Annotated in this window: 19 protein-coding genes; 18 read left to right on the top strand and 1 reads right to left on the bottom strand. The window is 40.5% G+C overall.

The features are described from left to right. Positions 1–140: 140 nt before the first annotated feature. The 16 genes from yqiS to MKY06_RS22580 all read left to right on the top strand — a co-directional run bounded on the left by yqiS (position 141) and on the right by MKY06_RS22580 (position 18383). Positions 141–1052, top strand: a complete 912-nt coding sequence (yqiS, locus tag MKY06_RS22655; RefSeq protein WP_029320246.1) for a phosphate butyryltransferase — start codon at positions 141–143, stop codon at positions 1050–1052. Between the two features lie 12 nt (positions 1053–1064). Beyond that, complete coding sequence (gene bcd / locus MKY06_RS22650; protein WP_013059125.1) at positions 1065–2168, top strand: branched-chain amino acid dehydrogenase; 1104 nt, start codon at positions 1065–1067, stop codon at positions 2166–2168. 96 nt (positions 2169–2264) lie between these two features. Continuing rightward, positions 2265–3344, top strand: coding sequence for a butyrate kinase (buk, locus tag MKY06_RS22645; RefSeq protein ID WP_371399907.1), 1080 nt, complete (start codon positions 2265–2267; stop codon positions 3342–3344). A gap of 28 nt (positions 3345–3372) precedes the next feature. Further along, positions 3373–4794 (top strand): dihydrolipoyl dehydrogenase, encoded by a 1422-nt coding sequence (gene lpdA / locus MKY06_RS22640; protein ID WP_029320250.1) that lies wholly within the window; start codon positions 3373–3375, stop codon positions 4792–4794. Between the two features lie 20 nt (positions 4795–4814). Next, the gene (locus tag MKY06_RS22635; RefSeq protein WP_013084976.1) at positions 4815–5807 is read left to right on the top strand and encodes a thiamine pyrophosphate-dependent dehydrogenase E1 component subunit alpha; all 993 of its coding nucleotides are present in this window, start codon (positions 4815–4817) and stop codon (positions 5805–5807) included. A 12-nt stretch (positions 5808–5819) separates the two neighbouring features. Next, positions 5820–6803, top strand: a complete 984-nt coding sequence (locus tag MKY06_RS22630) for an alpha-ketoacid dehydrogenase subunit beta (protein WP_013059121.1) — start codon at positions 5820–5822, stop codon at positions 6801–6803. A gap of 15 nt (positions 6804–6818) precedes the next feature. Beyond that, positions 6819–8078 carry a dihydrolipoamide acetyltransferase family protein gene (locus MKY06_RS22625; protein WP_013059120.1) on the top strand — a complete coding sequence of 420 codons (1260 nt, stop codon included), beginning with the start codon at positions 6819–6821 and terminating at the stop codon, positions 8076–8078. 258 nt (positions 8079–8336) lie between these two features. Then, positions 8337–10373 (top strand): methylmalonyl-CoA mutase family protein, encoded by a 2037-nt coding sequence (locus tag MKY06_RS22620; protein WP_029320252.1) that lies wholly within the window; start codon positions 8337–8339, stop codon positions 10371–10373. Then, positions 10366–12516, top strand: coding sequence for a methylmalonyl-CoA mutase (gene scpA / locus MKY06_RS22615; protein WP_029320254.1), 2151 nt, complete (start codon positions 10366–10368; stop codon positions 12514–12516). The genes MKY06_RS22620 and scpA overlap by 8 nt, the downstream gene beginning before the upstream one ends. Positions 12517–12532: 16 nt before the next feature. After that, positions 12533–13528, top strand: coding sequence for a methylmalonyl Co-A mutase-associated GTPase MeaB (meaB, locus tag MKY06_RS22610; protein ID WP_013059117.1), 996 nt, complete (start codon positions 12533–12535; stop codon positions 13526–13528). Positions 13529–13721: 193 nt separating this feature from the next. Beyond that, positions 13722–14159 (top strand): BrxA/BrxB family bacilliredoxin, encoded by a 438-nt coding sequence (locus tag MKY06_RS22605; protein WP_013059116.1) that lies wholly within the window; start codon positions 13722–13724, stop codon positions 14157–14159. Between the two features lie 281 nt (positions 14160–14440). Beyond that, the gene (locus MKY06_RS22600; RefSeq protein WP_029320256.1) at positions 14441–15244 is read left to right on the top strand and encodes a transporter substrate-binding domain-containing protein; all 804 of its coding nucleotides are present in this window, start codon (positions 14441–14443) and stop codon (positions 15242–15244) included. A gap of 31 nt (positions 15245–15275) precedes the next feature. Continuing rightward, positions 15276–15935, top strand: coding sequence for an amino acid ABC transporter permease (locus tag MKY06_RS22595; protein ID WP_013059114.1), 660 nt, complete (start codon positions 15276–15278; stop codon positions 15933–15935). Further along, on the top strand, positions 15928–16650 hold the full coding sequence (locus tag MKY06_RS22590; RefSeq protein WP_013059113.1) for an amino acid ABC transporter ATP-binding protein: 723 nt from the start codon (positions 15928–15930) through the stop codon (positions 16648–16650). Before MKY06_RS22595 ends, MKY06_RS22590 begins: the two co-directional genes overlap by 8 nt. A 159-nt stretch (positions 16651–16809) precedes the next feature. Further along, a complete protein-coding gene (locus MKY06_RS22585; RefSeq protein WP_013059112.1) occupies positions 16810–17760 on the top strand; it encodes an aromatic acid exporter family protein in 951 nt (316 codons plus the stop codon). 98 nt (positions 17761–17858) lie between these two features. Then, entirely contained in the window at positions 17859–18383 is a 525-nt protein-coding gene (locus tag MKY06_RS22580; protein WP_013059111.1) for a L,D-transpeptidase, read from the top strand. A gap of 75 nt (positions 18384–18458) precedes the next feature. Here MKY06_RS22580 and prli42 read toward each other — a convergent pair whose 3' ends face one another. Then, positions 18459–18554: a stressosome-associated protein Prli42 gene (gene prli42 / locus MKY06_RS22575; RefSeq protein WP_149917156.1), complete on the bottom strand. Its 96-nt coding sequence runs from the start codon at positions 18552–18554 to the stop codon at positions 18459–18461. A gap of 149 nt (positions 18555–18703) precedes the next feature. Here prli42 and mce point away from each other — a divergent pair, with 149 nt between their 5' ends. After that, positions 18704–19129 carry a methylmalonyl-CoA epimerase gene (gene mce, locus MKY06_RS22570; RefSeq protein ID WP_029320258.1) on the top strand — a complete coding sequence of 142 codons (426 nt, stop codon included), beginning with the start codon at positions 18704–18706 and terminating at the stop codon, positions 19127–19129. Then, entirely contained in the window at positions 19122–20672 is a 1551-nt protein-coding gene (locus MKY06_RS22565; protein WP_013059109.1) for an acyl-CoA carboxylase subunit beta, read from the top strand. The genes mce and MKY06_RS22565 overlap by 8 nt, the downstream gene beginning before the upstream one ends. The last annotated feature ends 7 nt before the right edge of the window (positions 20673–20679 follow it).

Below are 20679 nucleotides of genomic sequence, written 5' to 3'. Positions count from 1 at the left end.
GGATATAAGCAGCTATATTATGTAATATATGCAGAGGATGGCACAAATCTTGCATGTATTTTAGGTGACTGCATAAACGCGCAGTATGCTCTTTAAAACGGAGCAAACGAAAGAATGAAAAAGGAGAGGTCGAACATTCCATGACTCTTGCTACCATCTTATCTCGGGTTGCTAAGCAGTCTTCTTTGACTGTTGCTGTTGCTGCAGCTGAAGACTTAGAAACAATTGAGGCAGTGTATGAAGCTGTGTCAAGGAAAGTTTCTGAATTTATTTTGTTTGGCAACGAAACGACAATTAATGAATTATTCAGGCAGTACCGCCCATCCTTACTCACTCATAAGGCTGTGACGGTCGTACATACGGAGTCCGTTTTAGAAGCGGCTCAATTGGCTGTGCGTTCAGTTCAGCAAGGTCAAGCTCATATCGTAATGAAAGGGAATTTATCCACATCGCTTATCTTAAAAGCTGTGTTAAATAAAGAGCATGGTTTGCGTACGGGAAATGTTTTATCACATGTAGCTGTGTTTGACGTTCCTCACTATGACCGTCCGATTCTTGTAACAGATGCAGCTATGAATATTACGCCATCTCTGGAAGAGAAAGTTCAAATCATTCAAAATGCGGTGAACGTTGCCCACTCTATTGGGGTAGAGATGCCAAAGGTAGCTCCTATTGCAGCGGTTGAAGTTGTGAACCCTTTGATGCCTGCAACAGTAGAGGCTGCGCTTCTTACACAGATGAACCGCAGAGGACAAATTAAAGGCTGCGTTATTGATGGACCTTTAGCACTCGACAATGCCATTAACATAGAAGCAGCCAAGCAAAAAGGCATTCAAAGTGAAGTTGCCGGTCAAGCAGATATATTACTCGTTCCAGCAATTGAAACAGGGAACGTCTTATATAAATCCCTCATTTATTTTGCTAAAGCAAAAGTTGGAGCTATTCTAGCAGGAGCAAAAGCTCCGGTCGTCTTAACATCCAGAGCAGATTCATCAGAAAGTAAATTATACTCACTGGCGCTTGCTATCAGCGTCGCCCAACAGAATTCTTAGGAGGCACTAACAATGAAAATTTTTGACTATATGGAAACATACGATTACGAGCAGTTATTATTTTGCCAAGATAAAGATTCAGGCTTAAAAGCCATTATTGCGATTCACGATACAACAATTGGACCAGCTCTAGGCGGTACGAGAATGTGGACATATGAATCAGAAGAGGCTGCAATTGAAGATGCGCTTCGTCTATCACGCGGAATGACTTATAAAAATGCAGCAGCAGGCTTGAATTTAGGAGGAGGGAAAACGGTTATTATCGGAGATCCTCGCAAAGACAAAAATGAAGCGATGTTCCGTGCATTTGGTCGCTTTATTCAAGGGTTAAATGGTCGATATATTACAGCAGAAGATGTGGGCACAACGGTAGAGGATATGGATATTGTATATGAGGAAACGGATTATGTAACGGGTGTATCTCCTGCTTTTGGTTCATCAGGCAATCCATCACCAGTCACAGCCTACGGCGTATACCGAGGAATTAAAGCAGCAGCAAAAGAAGCATTTGGAACAGATATGCTTGAAGGAAAAGTAGTAGCTGTCCAAGGTGTAGGAAACGTAGCGTATAATTTATGCCGCCACCTTCACGAAGAAGGAGCGAAACTTATTGTAACGGATATTAATAAAGAAGCTGTTCAGCGTGCGGTAGAAGAATTTGGTGCGCAAGCAGTAGACCCGAATGATATTTATGGTGTAGAATGTGATATCTATGCTCCTTGTGCACTCGGAGCAACGATTAACGATGAAACGATCCCTCAAATAAAAGCAAAAGTTATTGCAGGGGCAGCTAATAATCAATTGAAAGAAACGCGTCATGGTGATTTAATTCATGAATTAGGCATTGTATATGCACCCGACTATGTTATTAACGCAGGAGGCGTTATTAACGTAGCTGATGAGCTAGTTGGGTATAACCGTGAGCGTGCGCTGAAAAAAGTTGAAGGTATTTATGATAATATTGAAAAGGTAGTTGAAATCTCAAAGCGAGATGGCATTCCAACCTATCTAGCAGCAGATCGCTTAGCTGAAGAAAGAATTGAAAAGCTGCGTCGTTCACGCAGTCAATTTTTACAAAATGGACAGCATATTTTAAGTAGACGTCATACGCGCTAATGTTTGAGCTGAAGGCTAGGCAAAAGGAATAAATGAAATCCTTTCGACCTAGCCTTCGTTTATGAGAATGATAAGGTAGGAGGACATGTGTTGGATATGCACGAATATCGAATGCTGATAATAAATCCGGGTTCAACGTCCACAAAAATTGGCGTGTTTCACAACGATAAACCAATTTTTGATCGAACAATCCGCTACGATTCACAGCAAATGAATCAGTTTGAGACGATATATGCACAGTATGAGTTCCGTAAAAACTCGATTTTAGAGGCACTTGATGAAGAAGGGATTAATTTATCTAAATTAAGTGCAGTATGTGGAAGAGGAGGGCTTTTACGCCCGATTGAAGGCGGCACATATGAAGTAAATCAAGCCATGCTCAAAGATTTAAAAGACGGTTATGCCGGCCATCATGCTTCAAATTTAGGCGGGATTTTAGCTTTTGAGATTGCGTCTGGATTAAATATTCCAGCGTACATTGTTGATCCAGTGGTGGTAGATGAGCTAAGTGACATCGCTCGTATCTCAGGAACTCCTTTTATGGAAAGGAAAAGCATCTTTCACGCGCTGAATCAAAAATCGGTTGCTCGAAAAGTGGCTAAAGAAATGAATAACACATATGAACAAATGAACGTTATTGTTACCCATATGGGTGGAGGCATTACAGTCGGAGTTCATCAACGCGGAAAAGTAATTGATGTGAACAATGGCCTGCACGGTGACGGTCCTTTTAGTCCAGAGCGCGCTGGCGGTGTACCGGTTGGTGAATTAGTTCGTCTTTGCTTTTCAGGTCAGTATTACCGCGAGGAGATTATGAAAATGCTTGTAGGAAAAGGCGGGCTTGTCGGTTATTTGGGCACATCTGACGTGCAGAAAGTCGAATTGATGGTGAAAAATGGAAACGAAAAAGCTAAGCTTATCTACGAAGCAATGGCTTATCAAATTTCGAAGGAAATTGGAGCTGCCAGTACGGTATTGCATGGAAAAGTAGATGCCATTATTTTAACGGGAGGCATTGCTTATTCAAAAGCGTTTGTTGAGCTGATTATTAATCATGTAAAGTGGATTGCAGATGTCATTGTTTATCCTGGAGAAAATGAGCTTCAAGCGCTAGCTGAAGGGGCTCTACGAGTGCTTACAGGTGAAGAAGAAGTGAAGGAATATAAAGGCGCTTAATAGCGTTTGCAGAAAGGTGTGAAGCAGTGTGGCAAAAGAATATGATTTGGTCATTCTCGGCGGTGGAACCGGAGGGTACGTAGCAGCTATTCGTGCCTCTCAGTTAGGTCTATCGGTAGCGGTTGTGGAAAAAAATAAGTTAGGCGGCACATGCCTGCACGCAGGGTGTATCCCAAGCAAAGCTTTACTAAGAAGTGCAGAAGTCTATCAAACGGCTAAGAAAAGCAGTGAATTTGGCGTAGAAACGTCCAATGTACTATTGAACTATGCACGTGTACAAGAACGAAAGTCAGAAATTGTTTCACAGTTACATAATGGTGTCAAACAGCTAATGAAAAAAGGTAAAATTGAGGTATATGAAGGAATTGGACGTATTTTAGGACCTTCTATTTTTTCTCCTATGCCAGGAACTATCTCCGTCGAATTAAAAAGCGGTGAAGAGAACGAAATGCTTATTCCAAAGAATGTAATTGTCGCAACAGGGTCTCGTCCTAGAACATTACCTGGTTTAACGATTGACGGAGAGAAAGTAATCACTTCAGATGAAGCATTAAAGATGGAAACACTTCCTGCTTCTATTATTATTGTGGGAGGCGGCGTTATCGGAATTGAATGGGCGTCAATGCTCACAGATTTTGATGTTGATGTAACGGTTGTTGAATACAGCGATCGAATTTTACCAACAGAAGATCAAGATATCTCCCGTGAAATGACGAAGCTTTTAAAAGCAAAAGGAGTTACCATTATTACTTCTGCTAAAGTAATGGCTGATACACTGTCTATTGATGGTCAGGTGAAAATTTCCGCTCAAGTAGGAGACGATATGCAAGAATATGAAGCAGAAAAGCTGCTTGTATCTGTAGGGCGTCAAGCGAATGTCGAAGGAATTGGTCTCGAGAATACCGATATTGTAGTAGAAAACGGTGTGATTGCCACAAATGATTTTTATCAAACGAAAGAATCTCATATCTACGCAATTGGAGATGTGATTGGCGGACTGCAGCTTGCACATGTAGCTTCTCACGAAGGAATTGTAGCTGTTGAGCATTTACATGGTGAAAAGCCTTTGAAGATTGATTATACAACAATCTCTAAATGCGTATACAGCAGCCCGGAGGCAGCAAGTGTAGGATTAACAGAACAAGAAGCAAAACAGCAAGGGTTTCAGCTGAAGGTTGGAAAGTTTCCGTTTAAGGCCGTTGGAAAAGCTCTTGTATATGGAGAGGCAGAGGGATTTGTTAAAATTATTGCTGATGCCGACACAAATGATGTCCTTGGTGTGCATATGATTGGACCTCACGTGACGGATATGATCTCTGAAGCAGGTCTTGCAAAGGTATTGGATGCTACACCATGGGAAATTGCTCATACCATTCATCCTCACCCTAGCCTTTCAGAAGCGATGGGAGAAGCTTCATTAGCTGTAGATGGAAAAGCGATTCATTTTTGATGATTAAAGGAGGTTTAAACATGACAAAAAACCGTCATGAATCATTAGGATTAACTGATGAACAAGTACTTGAAATGTACCGCACTATGCTGCTTGCACGAAAAATTGATGAGCGTATGTGGCTATTAAATCGTGCAGGGAAGGTGCCTTTTGTTATTTCATGTCAAGGTCAAGAAGCCGCTCAAGTTGGCGCAGCTTTTGCCTTAAATAGAGAGAATGATTACATATTACCTTATTACCGCGATCTGGGTGTTGTGCTAGCATTTGGAATGACTGCGCGTGATTTAATGCTTTCTGGGTTTGCTAAAGCAGAAGATCCAAACTCAGGAGGTCGTCAAATGCCAGGTCACTTTGGGCATAAGGAAAAGCGAATTGTAACAGGATCTTCTCCAGTTACAACACAGGTGCCTCATGCAGTAGGAATCGCTTTAGCAGGACGATTGGAGAAAAAAGACTTAGTAACGTTTGTTACGTTTGGAGAAGGATCTTCCAACCAAGGAGATTTCCACGAAGGCGCGAACTTTGCAGGTGTTCATAAGCTTCCTGTTATCTTTATGTGTGAAAATAACAAGTATGCGATTTCTGTTCCGGTTGAAAAGCAGCTAGGATGCGCAAAAGTATCTGATCGTGCAATTGGATATGGCATGCCAGGCTACACAATTGATGGAAACGACGTCCTTGAAGTATACCGAGTGGTAAAAGAAGCAAGAGATCGTGCATCCAGAGGAGAAGGGCCTACTCTTATTGAAACTGTTTCAGAGCGTTTGACTGCCCATTCAAGTGATGACGATGATCGTGCATATCGCGGAGCAGAAGAATTGTCTGAAGCTAAAAAGAGCGATCCGCTTGCGTACTTTGCGACTTATTTAAAAGAGGTTAACGTGTTAACCGATGAACGAGAAAAACAAATGCTTGATGATATTATGAACATCGTTAATGATGCAACAGATTATGCTGAAAACGCTCCTTATGCGGAAGCGGAATCGGCTTTAAAATACGTGTACGGTGAGTAAGGAGGAGAACATATGCCGGTTATTTCATATATTGATGCAGTAACAATGGCCATTCGTGAAGAAATGGAAAGAGATTCCCGCGTGTTTGTATTAGGAGAAGACGTAGGGAAAAAAGGCGGCGTATTTAAAGCAACCAACGGACTATACGAACAGTTCGGGGAAGAAAGAGTCATTGACACACCTCTTGCAGAGTCTGCTATTGCAGGCGTAGGAATCGGAGCGGCAATGTACGGCATGCGTCCGATTGCTGAAATGCAATTTGCTGATTTTATTATGCCTGCAGTCAATCAAATTGTGTCAGAAGCAGCGAAAATTCGCTATCGTTCTAATAATGATTGGAGTTGTCCAATTACAATTCGAGCTCCTTACGGCGGCGGAGTTCACGGTGCTCTTTATCATTCTCAATCTGTTGAAGCACTATTTGCCAATACGCCAGGGTTAAAGATTGTGATGCCTTCTACGCCTTATGACGTAAAAGGATTATTAAAAGCAGCTATTCGTGATGATGATCCAGTTCTTTTCTTTGAGCATAAGCGTGCGTACCGTTTGATTAAAGGAGAAGTCCCTGAAGATGATTATGTACTTCCGATTGGCAAAGCAGATATAAAGAGAGAAGGAGACGACATCACGGTTATTACATATGGTCTTTGTGTACACTTTGCTCTTCAAGCTGCTGAAAAACTGGAAGCAGACGGTATTTCAGCACACATCTTAGATTTAAGAACGGTCTATCCGCTTGATAAAGAAGCTATTATTGAAGCGGCATCTAAAACAGGTAAGGTCCTGCTTTTAACGGAAGACAACAAAGAAGGCAGCATCATGAGCGAAGTAGCAGCTATTATTGCTGAACACTGCTTATTCGATTTAGATGCGCCAATTCAGCGCCTTGCTGGCCCTGATGTTCCAGCTATGCCGTATGCACCAACAATGGAAAAATATTTTATGGTGAATCCAGATAAAGTAGAAAAAGCAATGAGAGAATTAGCTCAATTTTAAAAGGAGTTGTATCAATTGGCTATTGAAAAAATTACGATGCCGCAGCTCGGTGAAAGTGTAACAGAAGGTACAATTAGCAAATGGCTCGTTTCTGTTGGAGATCACGTAAATAAGTACGACCCGTTAGCTGAAGTCATGACGGATAAAGTAAATGCTGAAGTGCCTTCTTCTTTTAGTGGAACAATTAAAGAGTTAATTGCAGGTGAAGATGATACTTTGCCTGTAGGAGAAGTGATTTGTTTAATTGAAGTAGAAGGAACTGTACCTCAAAAAGAACAGAAAACGTCTGATAAGACTGTAGAAGAATCAGCGTCAAAAACAGCGGACAGTCAATCCAATAAAAGTCGGTACTCTCCAGCTGTTATGCGTCTGTCACAAGAACATAATATTAATTTAGATACCGTGACAGGAACAGGGGCGGGCGGCCGCATTACGAGAAAAGATATTTTAGCTGTTATCGAAAAAGGCGGAGCTGCTGAAGTGAAAGAAACACCTGCATCAACAGTTCAGCCAGAAGCACCTGTAGCGGCAGCTGCTCCAAAAACGCAGCAGCCCGCGCCGGTTGTGTCTGCAGCAGGAGATCAAGAAATCCCTGTTACAGGCGTGCGTAAAGCTATTGCAGCAAATATGCTTCGCAGCAAGCACGAAATTCCGCATGCATGGACAATGGTTGAAGTTGATGTAACGAACTTAGTTTCTTATCGTGATGCATTAAAGACGGAGTTCAAACAAAAAGAGGGTTTTAACTTAACGTATTTTGCGTTCTTCGTAAAAGCAGTGGCTCAAGCTTTAAAAGAATTCCCTCAAATGAATTCAATGTGGGCAGGAGACCGTATTGTTCAGAAAAAAGACATTAATGTGTCCATTGCTGTTGCAACAGACGATGCTTTGTTTGTGCCGGTTATTAAACAAGCCGATGAAAAGACAATCAAAGGCATTGCGCGTGAAATTACAGAGCTCGCGCAAAAAGTTCGTACGGGTTCATTGAAGTCTGAAGACATGCAGGGCGGAACGTTTACTGTTAACAACACAGGCTCATTTGGTTCCGTGCAATCAATGGGGATTATTAATTACCCGCAAGCGGCTATTTTACAAGTAGAATCTATTGTAAAACGTCCGGTTATTATTGATAACATGATTGCTGTTCGAGATATGGTTAACTTATGTTTATCCCTTGATCACCGCGTGTTAGACGGCTTGGTGTGCGGCAGATTCTTGGCAAGAGTTAAAGAGATTTTAGAATCTACTTCTAAAGAGAATACGTCTGTCTATTAAAACAGAGGCTGGCACAAAATATTTTAGCTGAAGGAAGATCCGAACGATGAATTGAGATTCTTGATAGAGAATCCAACTCGTTCGGATTTTTTATGGTGATGGTAAACGTAGGTTAATTATGTCTCGGCCTCTTTTTATTTTGAAGCAATGATTGAACAATTTGTAAAAGATGTATTAAAATAAAAGAAGAATCATCAAACTTCAAAGTGTAATCATCTCGGTTTAGCAGGCAGCTATTAACTGTAAAGGGGCATGGAAATGAAAACAAATACATTATCATTTCATGAATTTACACGTACACCTAAAGAAGATTGGGCACAGGAAGTTAGCAAAAATACCGCGATCTCTTCAAAAGAAACGTTAGAAAACATCTTTTTGAAACCGCTTTATTTCGAAAGTGATACGGCACATTTAGACTACTTACAGCAGAGTCCGGCGGGAATAGATTGTTTAAGAGGAGCCGGTAAAGAATCATACATACTAGGGGAATGGGAAATCACCCAAAAAATCGACTTACCTTCTATTAAAGAAAGCAATAAACTTCTTTTACACAGTTTGAGAAATGGACAAAATACGGCCGCTTTTACATGCAGTGAAGCAATGAGGCAAGGGAAAGACGTTGATGAAGCAACTGAAGCTGAAGTAGCCTCAGGCGCTACAATTTCTACTTTAGAGGATGTTGCTCATTTGTTTCAGCATGTAGCTCTTGAAGCGGTGCCTTTATTTTTAAATACGGGATGTACATCCGTTCCACTTCTTTCGTTTCTAAAAGCATACTGTGTTGATCATAACTTTAATATGAGACAGCTAAAAGGAACGGTTGGAATGGATCCGCTCGGCACCCTTGCTGAATATGGAAGAGTTCCACTTTCTACTCGAGATTTATACGATCATTTAGCATACGCAACGCGTTTGGCTCACAGTAATGTTCCAGAGCTCAAAACGATCATTGTATCAAGCATTCCTTACCATAACAGCGGTGCAAACGCTGTTCAAGAACTAGCTTATATGCTTGCTACAGGGGTGCAGTATATTGATGAATGCATAAAACGCGGTTTGTCCTTACATCAAGTTTTACCTCACATGACCTTTTCTTTTTCAGTTAGCTCACATTTATTTATGGAAATATCAAAACTTCGTGCTTTTCGCATGCTTTGGGCAAATGTGGTTCGTGCTTTTGATGACACGGCCGTTTCAGTGCCGTTTATCCATACGGAAACGTCACATCTTACACAGTCTAAAGAAGACATGTATACAAATGCATTAAGGAGCACGGTTCAAGCATTTGCTTCTATTGTAGGAGGAGCGGATAGTCTGCATATTGAACCATATGATTCCGTCACATCTTCATCTTCTCAGTTCGCTCATCGCCTTGCCCGTAACACTCACTTAATTTTGCAGCACGAAACACATATATCAAAAGTAATGGATCCTGCCGGAGGCTCTTGGTACGTTGAAGCCTACACACATGAATTAATGACAAAAGCTTGGGAGTTATTTGGCAACATTGAAGACCACGGCGGAATGGAAGAAGCTTTAAAACAAGGGCGAATTCAAGATGAAGTTGAACAAATGAAAGTAAAAAGACAAGAGGATATAGAGTGCCGAATTGAGCGCTTGATCGGAGTCACACACTATGCTCCTAAGCAACAGGATGCATCTCAAGAGATAAAAAGCACGCCGTTTAAAAAAGAAGAAATAAAAATGGATAAATACAGTGATCAGAACGCTTCGGAATTTTCATCAAATCTTTCGCTAGAGGACTATACAAAGCTAGCATCTAAAGGGGTAACAGCAGGGTGGATGCTAAAACAAATGGCGAAGCAGACACAGCCTGACAGTGTTGTGCCGCTCACTAAGTGGAGAGCAGCAGAGAAGTTTGAAAAAATACGGGTTTATACAAAGGGAATGAGCATTGGCATTATGGAGCTCACCGATCCTAGCAGCCGTAAAAAAGCTGAGATTGCCCGGTCTTTATTTGAAAGTGCAGGCTTTGCGTGTGAAACAATTAAAAACATAGATTCCTATGTGGAGATAGCAGATTGGATGAATGAACAAAAGCACGAAGCATATGTGATCTGTGGAAGTGATGAACTCGTGGAAAAGCTCTTAACAAAAGCGATGACTTATTTTGAGGAAGATTCTGTTTATGTGTACGTAGTAGGGGAAGAACATGTATCACGCAAAACGCAGTGGCAGCAAAAAGGTGTAATGAGCGTCATACATCCTAAGACGAATGTTATTCAATGCGTTAAGAAGTTATTATGTGCTTTGGAGGTAGAAGTTCATGTATAAAAAGCCTTCTTTTTCTAATATTCCATTATCATTTTCAAAGCAGCAAAGAGAAGATGACGTGACTCAAAGTTCATACACTGCTTTTCAAACAAATGAACAAATTGAATTAAAATCAGTGTATACAAAAAAAGACAGAGATAACCTCGACTTTATTCACTTTGCACCTGGTGTCCCACCGTTTGTGAGAGGACCGTATGCAACGATGTATGTGAATCGGCCTTGGACTATTAGACAGTATGCAGGATACTCAACGGCGGAGGAAAGCAATGCCTTTTACCGCCGAAACCTAGCTGCTGGACAGAAAGGGCTGTCTGTTGCTTTTGACCTCGCTACCCACCGCGGCTATGACTCTGATCATCCAAGAGTTGTTGGAGACGTAGGGAAAGCAGGTGTTGCAATTGATTCAATGATGGATATGAAGCAGCTGTTTGAAGGGATTCCGCTTGATCAAATGTCCGTGTCGATGACGATGAACGGGGCGGTGCTTCCTATTTTAGCTTTCTACATCGTAACAGCTGAAGAACAAGGCGTAAAAAAAGAAAAGCTGGCTGGAACGATTCAAAACGATATTTTAAAAGAATATATGGTGCGCAATACATATATTTATCCTCCTGAGATGTCAATGCGAATCATTGCGGATATTTTTAAATATACAGCGGAGTACATGCCGAAATTTAACAGTATCAGTATATCAGGCTATCATATGCAAGAAGCAGGTGCTCCAGCAGACTTAGAGCTTGCTTATACGCTTGCAGATGGACTTGAATATGTACGAACCGGCTTGAAAGCGGGAATTACAATTGACGCATTTGCTCCGAGGCTATCCTTTTTCTGGGCAATTGGAATGAACTATTTTATGGAAGTAGCGAAAATGAGAGCAGGGAGGCTGCTCTGGGCAAAACTAATGAAGCAGTTTGAGCCGGATAATCCTAAATCTCTAGCTCTTAGAACGCATTCTCAAACGTCCGGATGGAGCTTAACGGAGCAGGATCCATTTAATAATGTTATTAGAACATGCGTCGAAGCTCTGGCTGCAGTATCAGGACATACGCAGTCGCTTCATACAAACGCACTGGATGAAGCGATTGCTCTTCCAACTGATTTTTCAGCTAGAATTGCCCGAAATACGCAGCTTTATTTGCAAAATGAAACGGAGATTTGTTCCGTTATTGATCCTTGGGGAGGCTCTTATTATGTGGAATCATTAACGAATGAATTAATGATAAAAGCGTGGAAGCACCTTGAAGAAATAGAGCAGCTCGGCGGAATGACAAAAGCAATAGAAGCAGGCGTACCTAAAATGAAGATAGAAGAAGCCGCTGCGCGCAGACAAGCAAGAATAGACTCGCAGGCAGAAATTATTGTAGGTGTGAATCAGTTTCAGCCGGAGCAAGAAGAACCGCTTGATATTCTTGATATTGATAACACAGCAGTTCGAATGAAGCAGCTGGAAAAGTTAAAGAAAATACGCAGTGAACGTAACGAACAAGCGGTAATCGAAGCGCTTAATCGACTGACCAATTGTGCCAAAACAGGTGAAGGGAATCTCCTTGCTTTTGCGGTTGAAGCTGCGAGAGCTAGAGCTACACTAGGTGAAATTTCAGAAGCTATTGAGAAAGTGGCTGGAAGACATCAGGCTACTTCTAAGTCAGTCAGCGGGGTATACAGTGCAGAGTTTGTGCATCGAGATCAAATCGAAGAAGTTCGAAAGCTCACGGCTGAATTTTTAGAGGAAGAAGGAAGACGCCCAAGAATTTTAGTCGCGAAAATGGGGCAAGACGGTCATGACAGAGGATCGAAAGTTATTTCAACAGCCTTTGCTGACCTTGGCTTTGATGTTGATATTGGTCCTTTATTTCAAACGCCTCAAGAAACAGCAAGGCAAGCTGTAGAAAACGACGTACATGTAATTGGCATAAGCTCTTTGGCAGCCGGGCATAAAACGTTACTGCCGCAGCTTGTTGATGAGTTAAAGAAATTAGAGCGCGACGATATCGTTGTTATTGTCGGAGGCGTTATTCCTAAACAAGACTATTCATTTCTTTTAGAACACGGCGCTTCTGCAATCTTTGGACCTGGAACAGTAATCCCAAAAGCGGCCGTTTCCGTCTTACATGAAATAAAGAAACGGTTAGAAGAATAGTTGGTGAAGACAATTGGTGAAATTAAAAACGGTACAAGATTATACACAAGGGCTGCTTGAAGGGAAAAGAACAGCGTTAGCTCAAGCCATTACTTTAATTGAAAGTAAAGCGCCGAAGCATAAAGTAATAGCACAACAGCTGATTAAAGAAATCTATCCTCATACGGGGCATTCAGTGCGCATTGGTTTTACAGGCGTACCCGGAGCAGGAAAAAGTACGCTGATTGACAAATTTGGGTCGTACCTATGCAAAAATGGCCATTCCGTTGCAGTTTTGGCAGTCGATCCAAGCAGTACCTTGTCTGGAGGAAGTATTTTAGGAGATAAAACGAGAATGGAGCTGCTTACCAAACAAGAGAACGCTTTTGTCCGTCCTTCACCTTCTCAAGGAACGCTTGGAGGTGTTCATCTTAAAACGAGAGAAGCCATTTTTCTTTGTGAAGCGGCTGGGTATAACATCATATTTGTCGAAACGATGGGTGTTGGCCAAGGTGAAATGATTGTAAAAGAGATGGTAGACTTCTTTGTTCTGCTTGCTTTGACCGGAGCAGGAGATGATTTGCAAGGAATTAAAAAAGGGCTGCTTGAATGGGTTAATTTGATTTGTGTAAACAAAGCAGACGGGGATAACCGGCTAAAAGCAGAAGTGACTGCAAAAGAATACGAAAGCGTCATCGGTTTCCTTCACGGTCATTCTGGAGGGTGGAACCCACAGGTCATCACAACTTCTGCTTATGAAGAAGCATCGTTTCAAGACTTGTGGAAGATAATTTGTGACTATAAGGAATGGATGAATAAAAATGATCTGTTTTATACAGTAAGGCGAAAGCAAATGAAGGCATGGTTACAAGCAAGTGTTAATGAATATTTACAAGAATCATTTTATGGACATCCTTTAGTTAAGCAAACGTTAGGGGATGTTGAAAAACAAATGATGACGGGAGATGTCACAATGGCTGAAGCTCTCGAACGCTTGATTAAAACCTACCAGCAGGCGATGAAGGAAATATAAAAAAGGATCCTGCATTTTATGCGGATCCTTCTACACTAGGGAGTTAAGAGTATGGTTTTCTAGCTGTAAAAATAGTATCACCATTTCTTTTCTTGTTTAATCTTGATTACCAAGAAAAAATGAGTCAAAGCAATCGCCTTTTTAGTTTTCGTTTGCTATTATAAAGAATAGATAGCAAAAGGGAGGTATGAAAATGAATATCGATTTTAACTTGTTTATGAACGACGTTGTTCGTCAAGCCCGTAAAGAAATTACAGCTGCTGGTTATACAGAATTAACGACGGCTGAAGCGGTAGATGAAACGTTTAAAAAGCCTGGTACAACGCTTGTAATGGTGAATTCAGTCTGCGGTTGTGCAGGAGGTATTGCAAGACCTGCTGCAGCGCACGCTGTACATTATGATAAACGTCCAACAAACTTGGTTACAGTATTTGCTGGGCAAGATAAAGAAGCAACTGCGCGTGCACGCGAATACTTTGAAGGTTATCCGCCTTCGTCTCCATCTTTCGCCTTATTAAAAGACGGAAAAATTATCACAATGGTAGAACGTCACGAAATTGAAGGCCACGAGCCAATGTCAGTTGTGATGAAGCTGCAAGAAGCATTCGAACAGCATTGTGAAGAAGTGTAAGAGAGAAGCCGTTTTAAACGGCTTCTTTTTTTATGCGTTTTTTTACCTATCTGTATGCAGGCTTTCTAGAGAGTGGAAAATGTTGAGAAAAGGTATTTTCAAATAGTGAAACTTATATTTAAAAAAGATATTGCATATTTATAACATTGTGTTAAAATACATTTATATGAATATATATTTAAATTTCGACATTTACTTGCAATAGTAAAAAACTTATTTCATAATATTATTAATTTTTAAAAAATAATGTAAGGAATAAACTAGGGGGAACGAAGATGAAATTGAAGAAGTGGTTATCGGTAACGGCAATTGGTCTTTTAACAGCAGGCGTTTTAGCTGCATGCGGAGCAGGAGAAGGAACGTCTAATGGCGGAGCAAGCAGCGACGACAAAGATAAAAAAGTACTAGTAATGGGAACATCAGCAGATTACCCACCATTTGAATATATTGATACGGCGAAAGGTGATAGTGAAGCAATCGGATTTGACGTAGATTTAGCAAAAGCAATCGGTAAAAAGTTAGGTTATGACGTACAGGTGAAGGATATGGAATTTGGCGGATTAATTCCAGCTTTACAATCTAATAAAGTCGATTTAGTTTTAGCTGGTATGACGCCAACTGAAAAGCGTAAAAAGAACGTGGACTTCTCAGACGTATATTATGAAGCAAAAAACATGATTGTATCGAAGAAAGATGCGCCAATTAAAAATGCAGAAGAACTAAAAGGGAAAACAGTCGGTGTACAAACTTCTTCTATCCAAGCAGACGAAGCAAAAGAAATTGCAAAAGAAGTTGACGGAGTAAATGTAACAACGCGTGACCGTATTCCAGAACTAATTCAAGAAATGAAATCAAATCGTATCGATGCAGCGATTATTGAAGATACAGTAGCTAAAGGGTATGTGAACAAAGACAAAAGCTTGCAAATGTCTGATACAGGACGTCCAGATTCAAGTAAAGGATCAGCAATCGCATTTCCTAAAGACAGCAAGCTAACGAATGACTTTAACCGTGAATTAAAGAAAATGAAAGAAAACGGTGAATTAGATAAATTAATCGTTAAGTGGTTTGACGACCAAAAATAAGAATGATAGTTAGAGAGGAATGGAACTAGGCATGAATTTGGATTTTTCGCAAATCGTGCCTTCTATGCCTTATATTTTAAAAGGGATAGGGGTAACGATACAGATAGTCCTAGCTTCAGCAATTTTAGGGTTTGTGCTGGGAGTTATTTTATCTTTATGTAAAATCAGCCGCAATAAACCTCTTCAATGGTTTGCGGATGCATATACGTCCGTGTTTCGCGGAACACCGCTAGTACTGCAATTATTATTAATATACTTTGGATTACCTCAGCTGCTCGGGTTTGATATTGCCCCGTTTCCAGCGGCCGTTGCTGCGTTCGGGCTAAACTCTGCAGCATATATATCTGAAATTATTCGCGCTGGTATTTTAGCTGTTGATAAAGGACAGCGTGAAGCGGCATTAGCGTTAGGAATTCCTTATCGCCGCATGATGGGACAAATTATTTTGCCACAGGCACTTAAAAATATTTTACCTGCTTTAATGAATGAGTTCATTACATTAACAAAGGAATCAGCTATCGTTACAGTTATTGGAGCACTCGACATTATGCGCCGTGCTTACATTGTAGGTGGAGAAAAATTCGCCTACCTTGAACCGTTAATTTTTGCAGGGTTGATTTATTATGTAATGGTAATGGGCTTAACGCTCCTTGGTAAAGCAGTCGAGAGGAGAATGAGAAAAGGTGATTAACGTTGAAAATTTACACAAATCATTTGGTAAAAATGAAGTTTTAAAAGGTATTTCAACTACGATTAAAGAAAAAGAAGTCGTAGCTGTTATTGGCCCTTCTGGTTCTGGTAAATCTACTTTTTTACGCTGTATGAACCTGCTTGAAGAACCGACGAGCGGAGTAGTTTCAATTAACGGTCAAGTGATTACAGATAAAAAAACAAACATTATGCGTGTGCGTGAAAACGTAGGAATGGTATTTCAGCATTTTCACTTGTTTCCACATATGACAGTGCTTGAAAATTTGACGTATGCTCCGATGACGGTAAAAGGCGTGTCAAGAGAAACGGCTGTTGCTAAAGGCAAAGAATTACTCCAAAAAGTGGGACTTGCTCAAAAAGCCAACGAGTTTCCAAATCGCTTATCGGGCGGTCAAAAGCAGCGTGTAGCTATTGCCAGAGCACTGGCAATGGAGCCGAAAGTGATGCTGTTTGACGAACCAACCTCAGCATTAGATCCAGAGATGGTAAAAGAAGTACTAGATGTAATGAAGTCGCTAACAGAAACAGGAATGACGATGGTCATTGTAACGCATGAAATGGGATTTGCACGAGAAGTAGCGGATCGTGTGCTGTTTTTAGACGGCGGTGTTCTTGTTGAAGATGCGCCTCCGGCTGAATTTTTCTCAGCGCCTAAAAGCAAGCGTGCTAAAGATTTCTTAGAAAAGATTTTATAATAAAAAAGTGCAGGAAGAGTACGATCTTTTCTGCACTTTTTTTATTGGAATTTATACGGTACAGCAAGATTTAAGGTTGTGTTATTTTTCTATTCGTGTTAATAAAGAATAGAGTATTTTATCACACTAAAAAGAAACCAACATGTAGGAGTCTAGAAAATGAAATTTAAAATTGGGTACCGGACAATTAAAACAGCCGTCGGTACATCACTGGCTATTATTATAGCTCAGTTCTTTCACCTCGAGTTTTTTGTATCAGCTGGAATTATCACCATTTTGTGCATTCAAAATTCAAAGAAAAAATCGTTGCGAAGTGCAAGCGATCGTTTTATTGCTTGTTCTTTATCCATTCTGTTTTCGTTTATATTCTTTGAAGGGATTGCTTATCATCCACTTGTTATAGGACTGATGCTGCTTTTGTTTATCCCGGTTACGGTTATATTCAAAGTTAATGCAGGCATTGTTACAAGCTCCGTTATTTTGCTTCATATTTACTCCAAAGGAAATATGACATGGGGAATCGTCTTTAATGAACTTGGCTTAATTGTAATTGGGATAGGTGTTGCCCTGCTTGTGAATTTATACATGCCAAGTTTAGATCAAGAGCTTCGCACGTATCAGCAAGAAATTGAAGAAAATTTCCGGTCGATGTTAAAAGAAATTGCCCTGTATCTCAGAACCAATGACAGCAGTTGGGACGGTAAGGAAATTGCAGATACGGTAAAAATTTTAGAAAAAGCAAAAAGCCTTGCGTTTCGTGATGTAGAAAATCATTTTGTGCGTGGGGAAAATTATTATTACCGCTATTTTAAAATTCGTGAAAAACAGCTTGAAATTATTGAGCGTACGCTTCCTCTTATTACCGCTATTGATTTGGTGGTAGAACAGCGCTACATGATTGCCGATTTCATTGAAGAATTAAGTCTATCCATCCACCCCGGTAATACAGCAAAATTATTTTTAGCCAAACTTCAGCATTTACGAGAAGCATTTGCAGAGATGCCGCTTCCCAAAACACGGGAAGAGTTTGAAGCGCGTGCCGATTTACTGCACGTAGTCAAAGAAATTGAACAATATTTGGTTATTAAACAAACCTTAAAAATAAGCTAAACAGCATGCATGTTGTTTAGCTTGCTTACGAACACTAAATAAGATAAGAGATATCTCTCTTGTCTTTTACTTAGGACTAACGTAAGGTGGTGGATTACATGCATGTGTTTGCTTTTATCCTTTTACTACTATCTCCAGTTTGGCCATTAGGAGAAAATCCGTTGCCAAATGATCCTTATATTATTATTAATAAACAGAGCAATGAGCTTGCTTATATTCAAAATAAAGAAATTAAACAAATTATTAAAGTAGCAACGGGGAAAACAGTTAATCTGACGCCCGAAGGGGAGTTCACGGTAACAGTAAAAGCTGTTAATCCTTATTATCGGAGAAATAATATTGAAGGAGGCGCTCCTCAAAATCCTCTAGGTGTAAGGTGGATTGGGTTTGATGCAAGAGAGACTGACGGACGTATTTATGGCATTCACGGTACAAATCAGCCGGATTCCATTGGTAAATATGTATCGAATGGCTGTATTCGCGTAGAAAATCGTGAAGTAAGCCATTTATATGATCAAGTCCCGTTAGGTACAAAAGTCTGGATTGTATCTACAGATCAATCTTTTGAAGAGTTAGCCGCTCAAAAAGGCATTGTGAATATACAGCAAAAGACTGGTGACTAGTCACCAGTCTTTTTTATATGTTTGCATTGCACAAAGAAGCAGCAGTGCATCTATGTTTTTAGTCATCAGTCTCGATTAAAACCACATGGCAAGTCCCGCTAAAAGCGTAGATATTAACATGACAAGAAGCATTAAAAACACAATGGTTTTTTGGATTTTCTTATTAGACATACAACCAAAGTCCTCCTACACGTTTTTTTCTTATTTTACATGTCTTCCGCTGCTTAGACAAGCAACTTTCTGTAGATACGCCAGCAGGAGATTTCTTTTGTTTTCAAGAATATGTGTAAATGAAAACGCTTTTTTAAAGAGGTGAGAAAGTGATAAAAGGAATTGATCACATAGGAATAGCTGTAAAATCAATTGAAGGCAGCCTCCCTTTTTATGAAAAGGTATTAGGACTGTCTCTATTAAAAGTAGAAGAAGTAGAAGAACAAGGAGTAAAAGTTGCTTTTATTCAGTGCGGCAACGTAAAAATTGAATTATTAGAGCCGCTCTTTGAAGACAGTGCAGTCGGCGCGTTCATCCAAAAGAGAGGTGAAGGTCTTCATCATGTGGCTTTAGGTGTGCGCACGATTGAAGAACGGATTAACGAGTTAAAGGAAAAGGGTGTACAAATGATTGACGATGTTCCGAGAAAAGGCGCAGGGGAAGCATCCATTGCTTTTTTGCATCCAAAGTCAGCAAACGGTGTTCTTTATGAGCTCTGTGAAAAAACACTAGAGGAGGAGAAGAAACATGGTTGACATTTATGATAAATTAAATGAATTGTACGATAAGCGCCGGAAGATCGAGTTAGGCGGTGGAGACGAAAAAATTGAAAAACAGCACCATAAAGGGAAACTAACGGCACGCGAACGAATTGAAATTCTTTTGGATGAACATACATTTGTCGAATTAAATCCATTTATTGAACATCGGTGTGCGGATTTCAGTATGAATAATCAAGTAGGACCAGGAGACGGGGTAGTAACAGGTTACGGCAAGATAAACGGTCGCTCAGTCTATTTGTTTTCGCAAGATTTTACGGTATTCGGAGGCGCGTTAGGTGAAATGCATGCTAAAAAAATTGCGCACGTAATGGACTTAGCTGCTAAAACAGGCGTGCCGTTTATTGGGTTAAATGATTCAGGCGGGGCTCGTATTCAAGAGGGCGTCATGTCTCTTGATGGATACGGTCATATTTTTTATCGAAATGCCATTTATTCGGGTGTCATGCCTCAAATATCTGTTATTATGGGGCCTTGTGCAGGCGGAGCCGTGTACTCACCGGCGATTACGGACTTTGTTTTTATGGTAGAAGAAACAAGTCAAATGTTCATTACAGGACCAAAAGTAATTGAAACGGTAACGGGAGAAAGCATTTCCTCAGAAAATCTTGGAGGAGCAGCTGTTCATAACGAAATTAGCGGTAATGCCCATTTTAGAGGTGCAACAGAACAAGAGGTGCTAGAACAAGTACGAATGCTCTTAAGCTATCTTCCTCAGTCTAGCCAAGAGCAGCCTCCTTTAGCCTCAAAGGCAGAGTGTGATCATTATCGTCCCGATTTATTAGACGTTGTCCCGTTTGATGCCGTGCGCCCTTACGATGTGCGTCAAGTCATTCACCAAGTAGTGGACGAGCACTCATTTTTTGAAGTGCAAAAAGACTTTGCAAGAAATATTGTCATTGGTTTTGCCCGCATAGATGGAAAAGTTGTCGGACTTGTGTGTAACCAGCCTAAAGTAATGGCAGGCAGTTTAGATATTAACTCCTCAGATAAAGCAGCAAGGTTTATTCGATTTTGCGATTCATTTAATATCCCACTTATTACATTTGAAGATGTTACAGGTTTTTTCCCAGGTATCAAGCAGGAACATGGCGGAATTATACGTCATGGTGCTAAAATTTTATATGCATACTCCGAAGCTACCGTTCCGAAAATCACGGTGATTTTGCGAAAGGCGTACGGCGGTGCATACGTAGCTTTAAATAGTAAATCGATTGGAGCGGATCTTGTGTATTCGTGGCCGAATGCCGAAATCGCTGTTATGGGTCCTCAAGGTGCTGCAAATATTATCTTTGCAAACGACATTCGAGGTAGCGAAAACCCAGATGAAACAAGACACGAAAAAATTGAACAGTATCGCGAGAAATTTGCTAATCCTTACGTAGCGGCAAGCGCTGGAATGGTGGATGATGTTATTGATCCTAGGGAAACGCGAATAAAATTAATACAAGCGCTTGAAATGTTGCACAATAAAAAGGAAGAGCGTCCAGCAAAGAAACATGGTAACATACCATTGTAGGTTATTT

Origin of the sequence: Priestia sp. FSL P4-0332 (genome assembly GCF_038005845.1) — a bacterium.
GTDB lineage: Bacteria > Bacillota > Bacilli > Bacillales > Bacillaceae_H > Priestia.
The sequence above is the reverse complement of the archived record's forward strand: the minus strand, read 5'-3'. Positions and strand labels throughout refer to the sequence as shown.

What these genes read in the sequence shown, in the direction of transcription:
- yqiS (WP_029320246.1), top strand. Translation starts at nt 141, where the DNA reads ATGACTCTTGCTACCATCTTATCTCGGGTTGCTAAGCAGTCTTCTTTG.
- bcd (WP_013059125.1), top strand. Translation starts at nt 1,065, where the DNA reads ATGAAAATTTTTGACTATATGGAAACATACGATTACGAGCAGTTATTA.
- buk (WP_371399907.1), top strand. Translation starts at nt 2,265, where the DNA reads ATGCACGAATATCGAATGCTGATAATAAATCCGGGTTCAACGTCCACA.
- MKY06_RS22635 (WP_013084976.1), top strand. Translation starts at nt 4,815, where the DNA reads ATGACAAAAAACCGTCATGAATCATTAGGATTAACTGATGAACAAGTA.
- MKY06_RS22630 (WP_013059121.1), top strand. Translation starts at nt 5,820, where the DNA reads ATGCCGGTTATTTCATATATTGATGCAGTAACAATGGCCATTCGTGAA.
- MKY06_RS22620 (WP_029320252.1), top strand. Translation starts at nt 8,337, where the DNA reads ATGAAAACAAATACATTATCATTTCATGAATTTACACGTACACCTAAA.
- scpA (WP_029320254.1), top strand. Translation starts at nt 10,366, where the DNA reads ATGTATAAAAAGCCTTCTTTTTCTAATATTCCATTATCATTTTCAAAG.
- MKY06_RS22605 (WP_013059116.1), top strand. Translation starts at nt 13,722, where the DNA reads ATGAATATCGATTTTAACTTGTTTATGAACGACGTTGTTCGTCAAGCC.
- MKY06_RS22595 (WP_013059114.1), top strand. Translation starts at nt 15,276, where the DNA reads ATGAATTTGGATTTTTCGCAAATCGTGCCTTCTATGCCTTATATTTTA.
- MKY06_RS22585 (WP_013059112.1), top strand. Translation starts at nt 16,810, where the DNA reads ATGAAATTTAAAATTGGGTACCGGACAATTAAAACAGCCGTCGGTACA.
- MKY06_RS22580 (WP_013059111.1), top strand. Translation starts at nt 17,859, where the DNA reads ATGCATGTGTTTGCTTTTATCCTTTTACTACTATCTCCAGTTTGGCCA.
- prli42 (WP_149917156.1), bottom strand. Translation starts at nt 18,554, where the DNA reads ATGTCTAATAAGAAAATCCAAAAAACCATTGTGTTTTTAATGCTTCTT.
- MKY06_RS22565 (WP_013059109.1), top strand. Translation starts at nt 19,122, where the DNA reads ATGGTTGACATTTATGATAAATTAAATGAATTGTACGATAAGCGCCGG.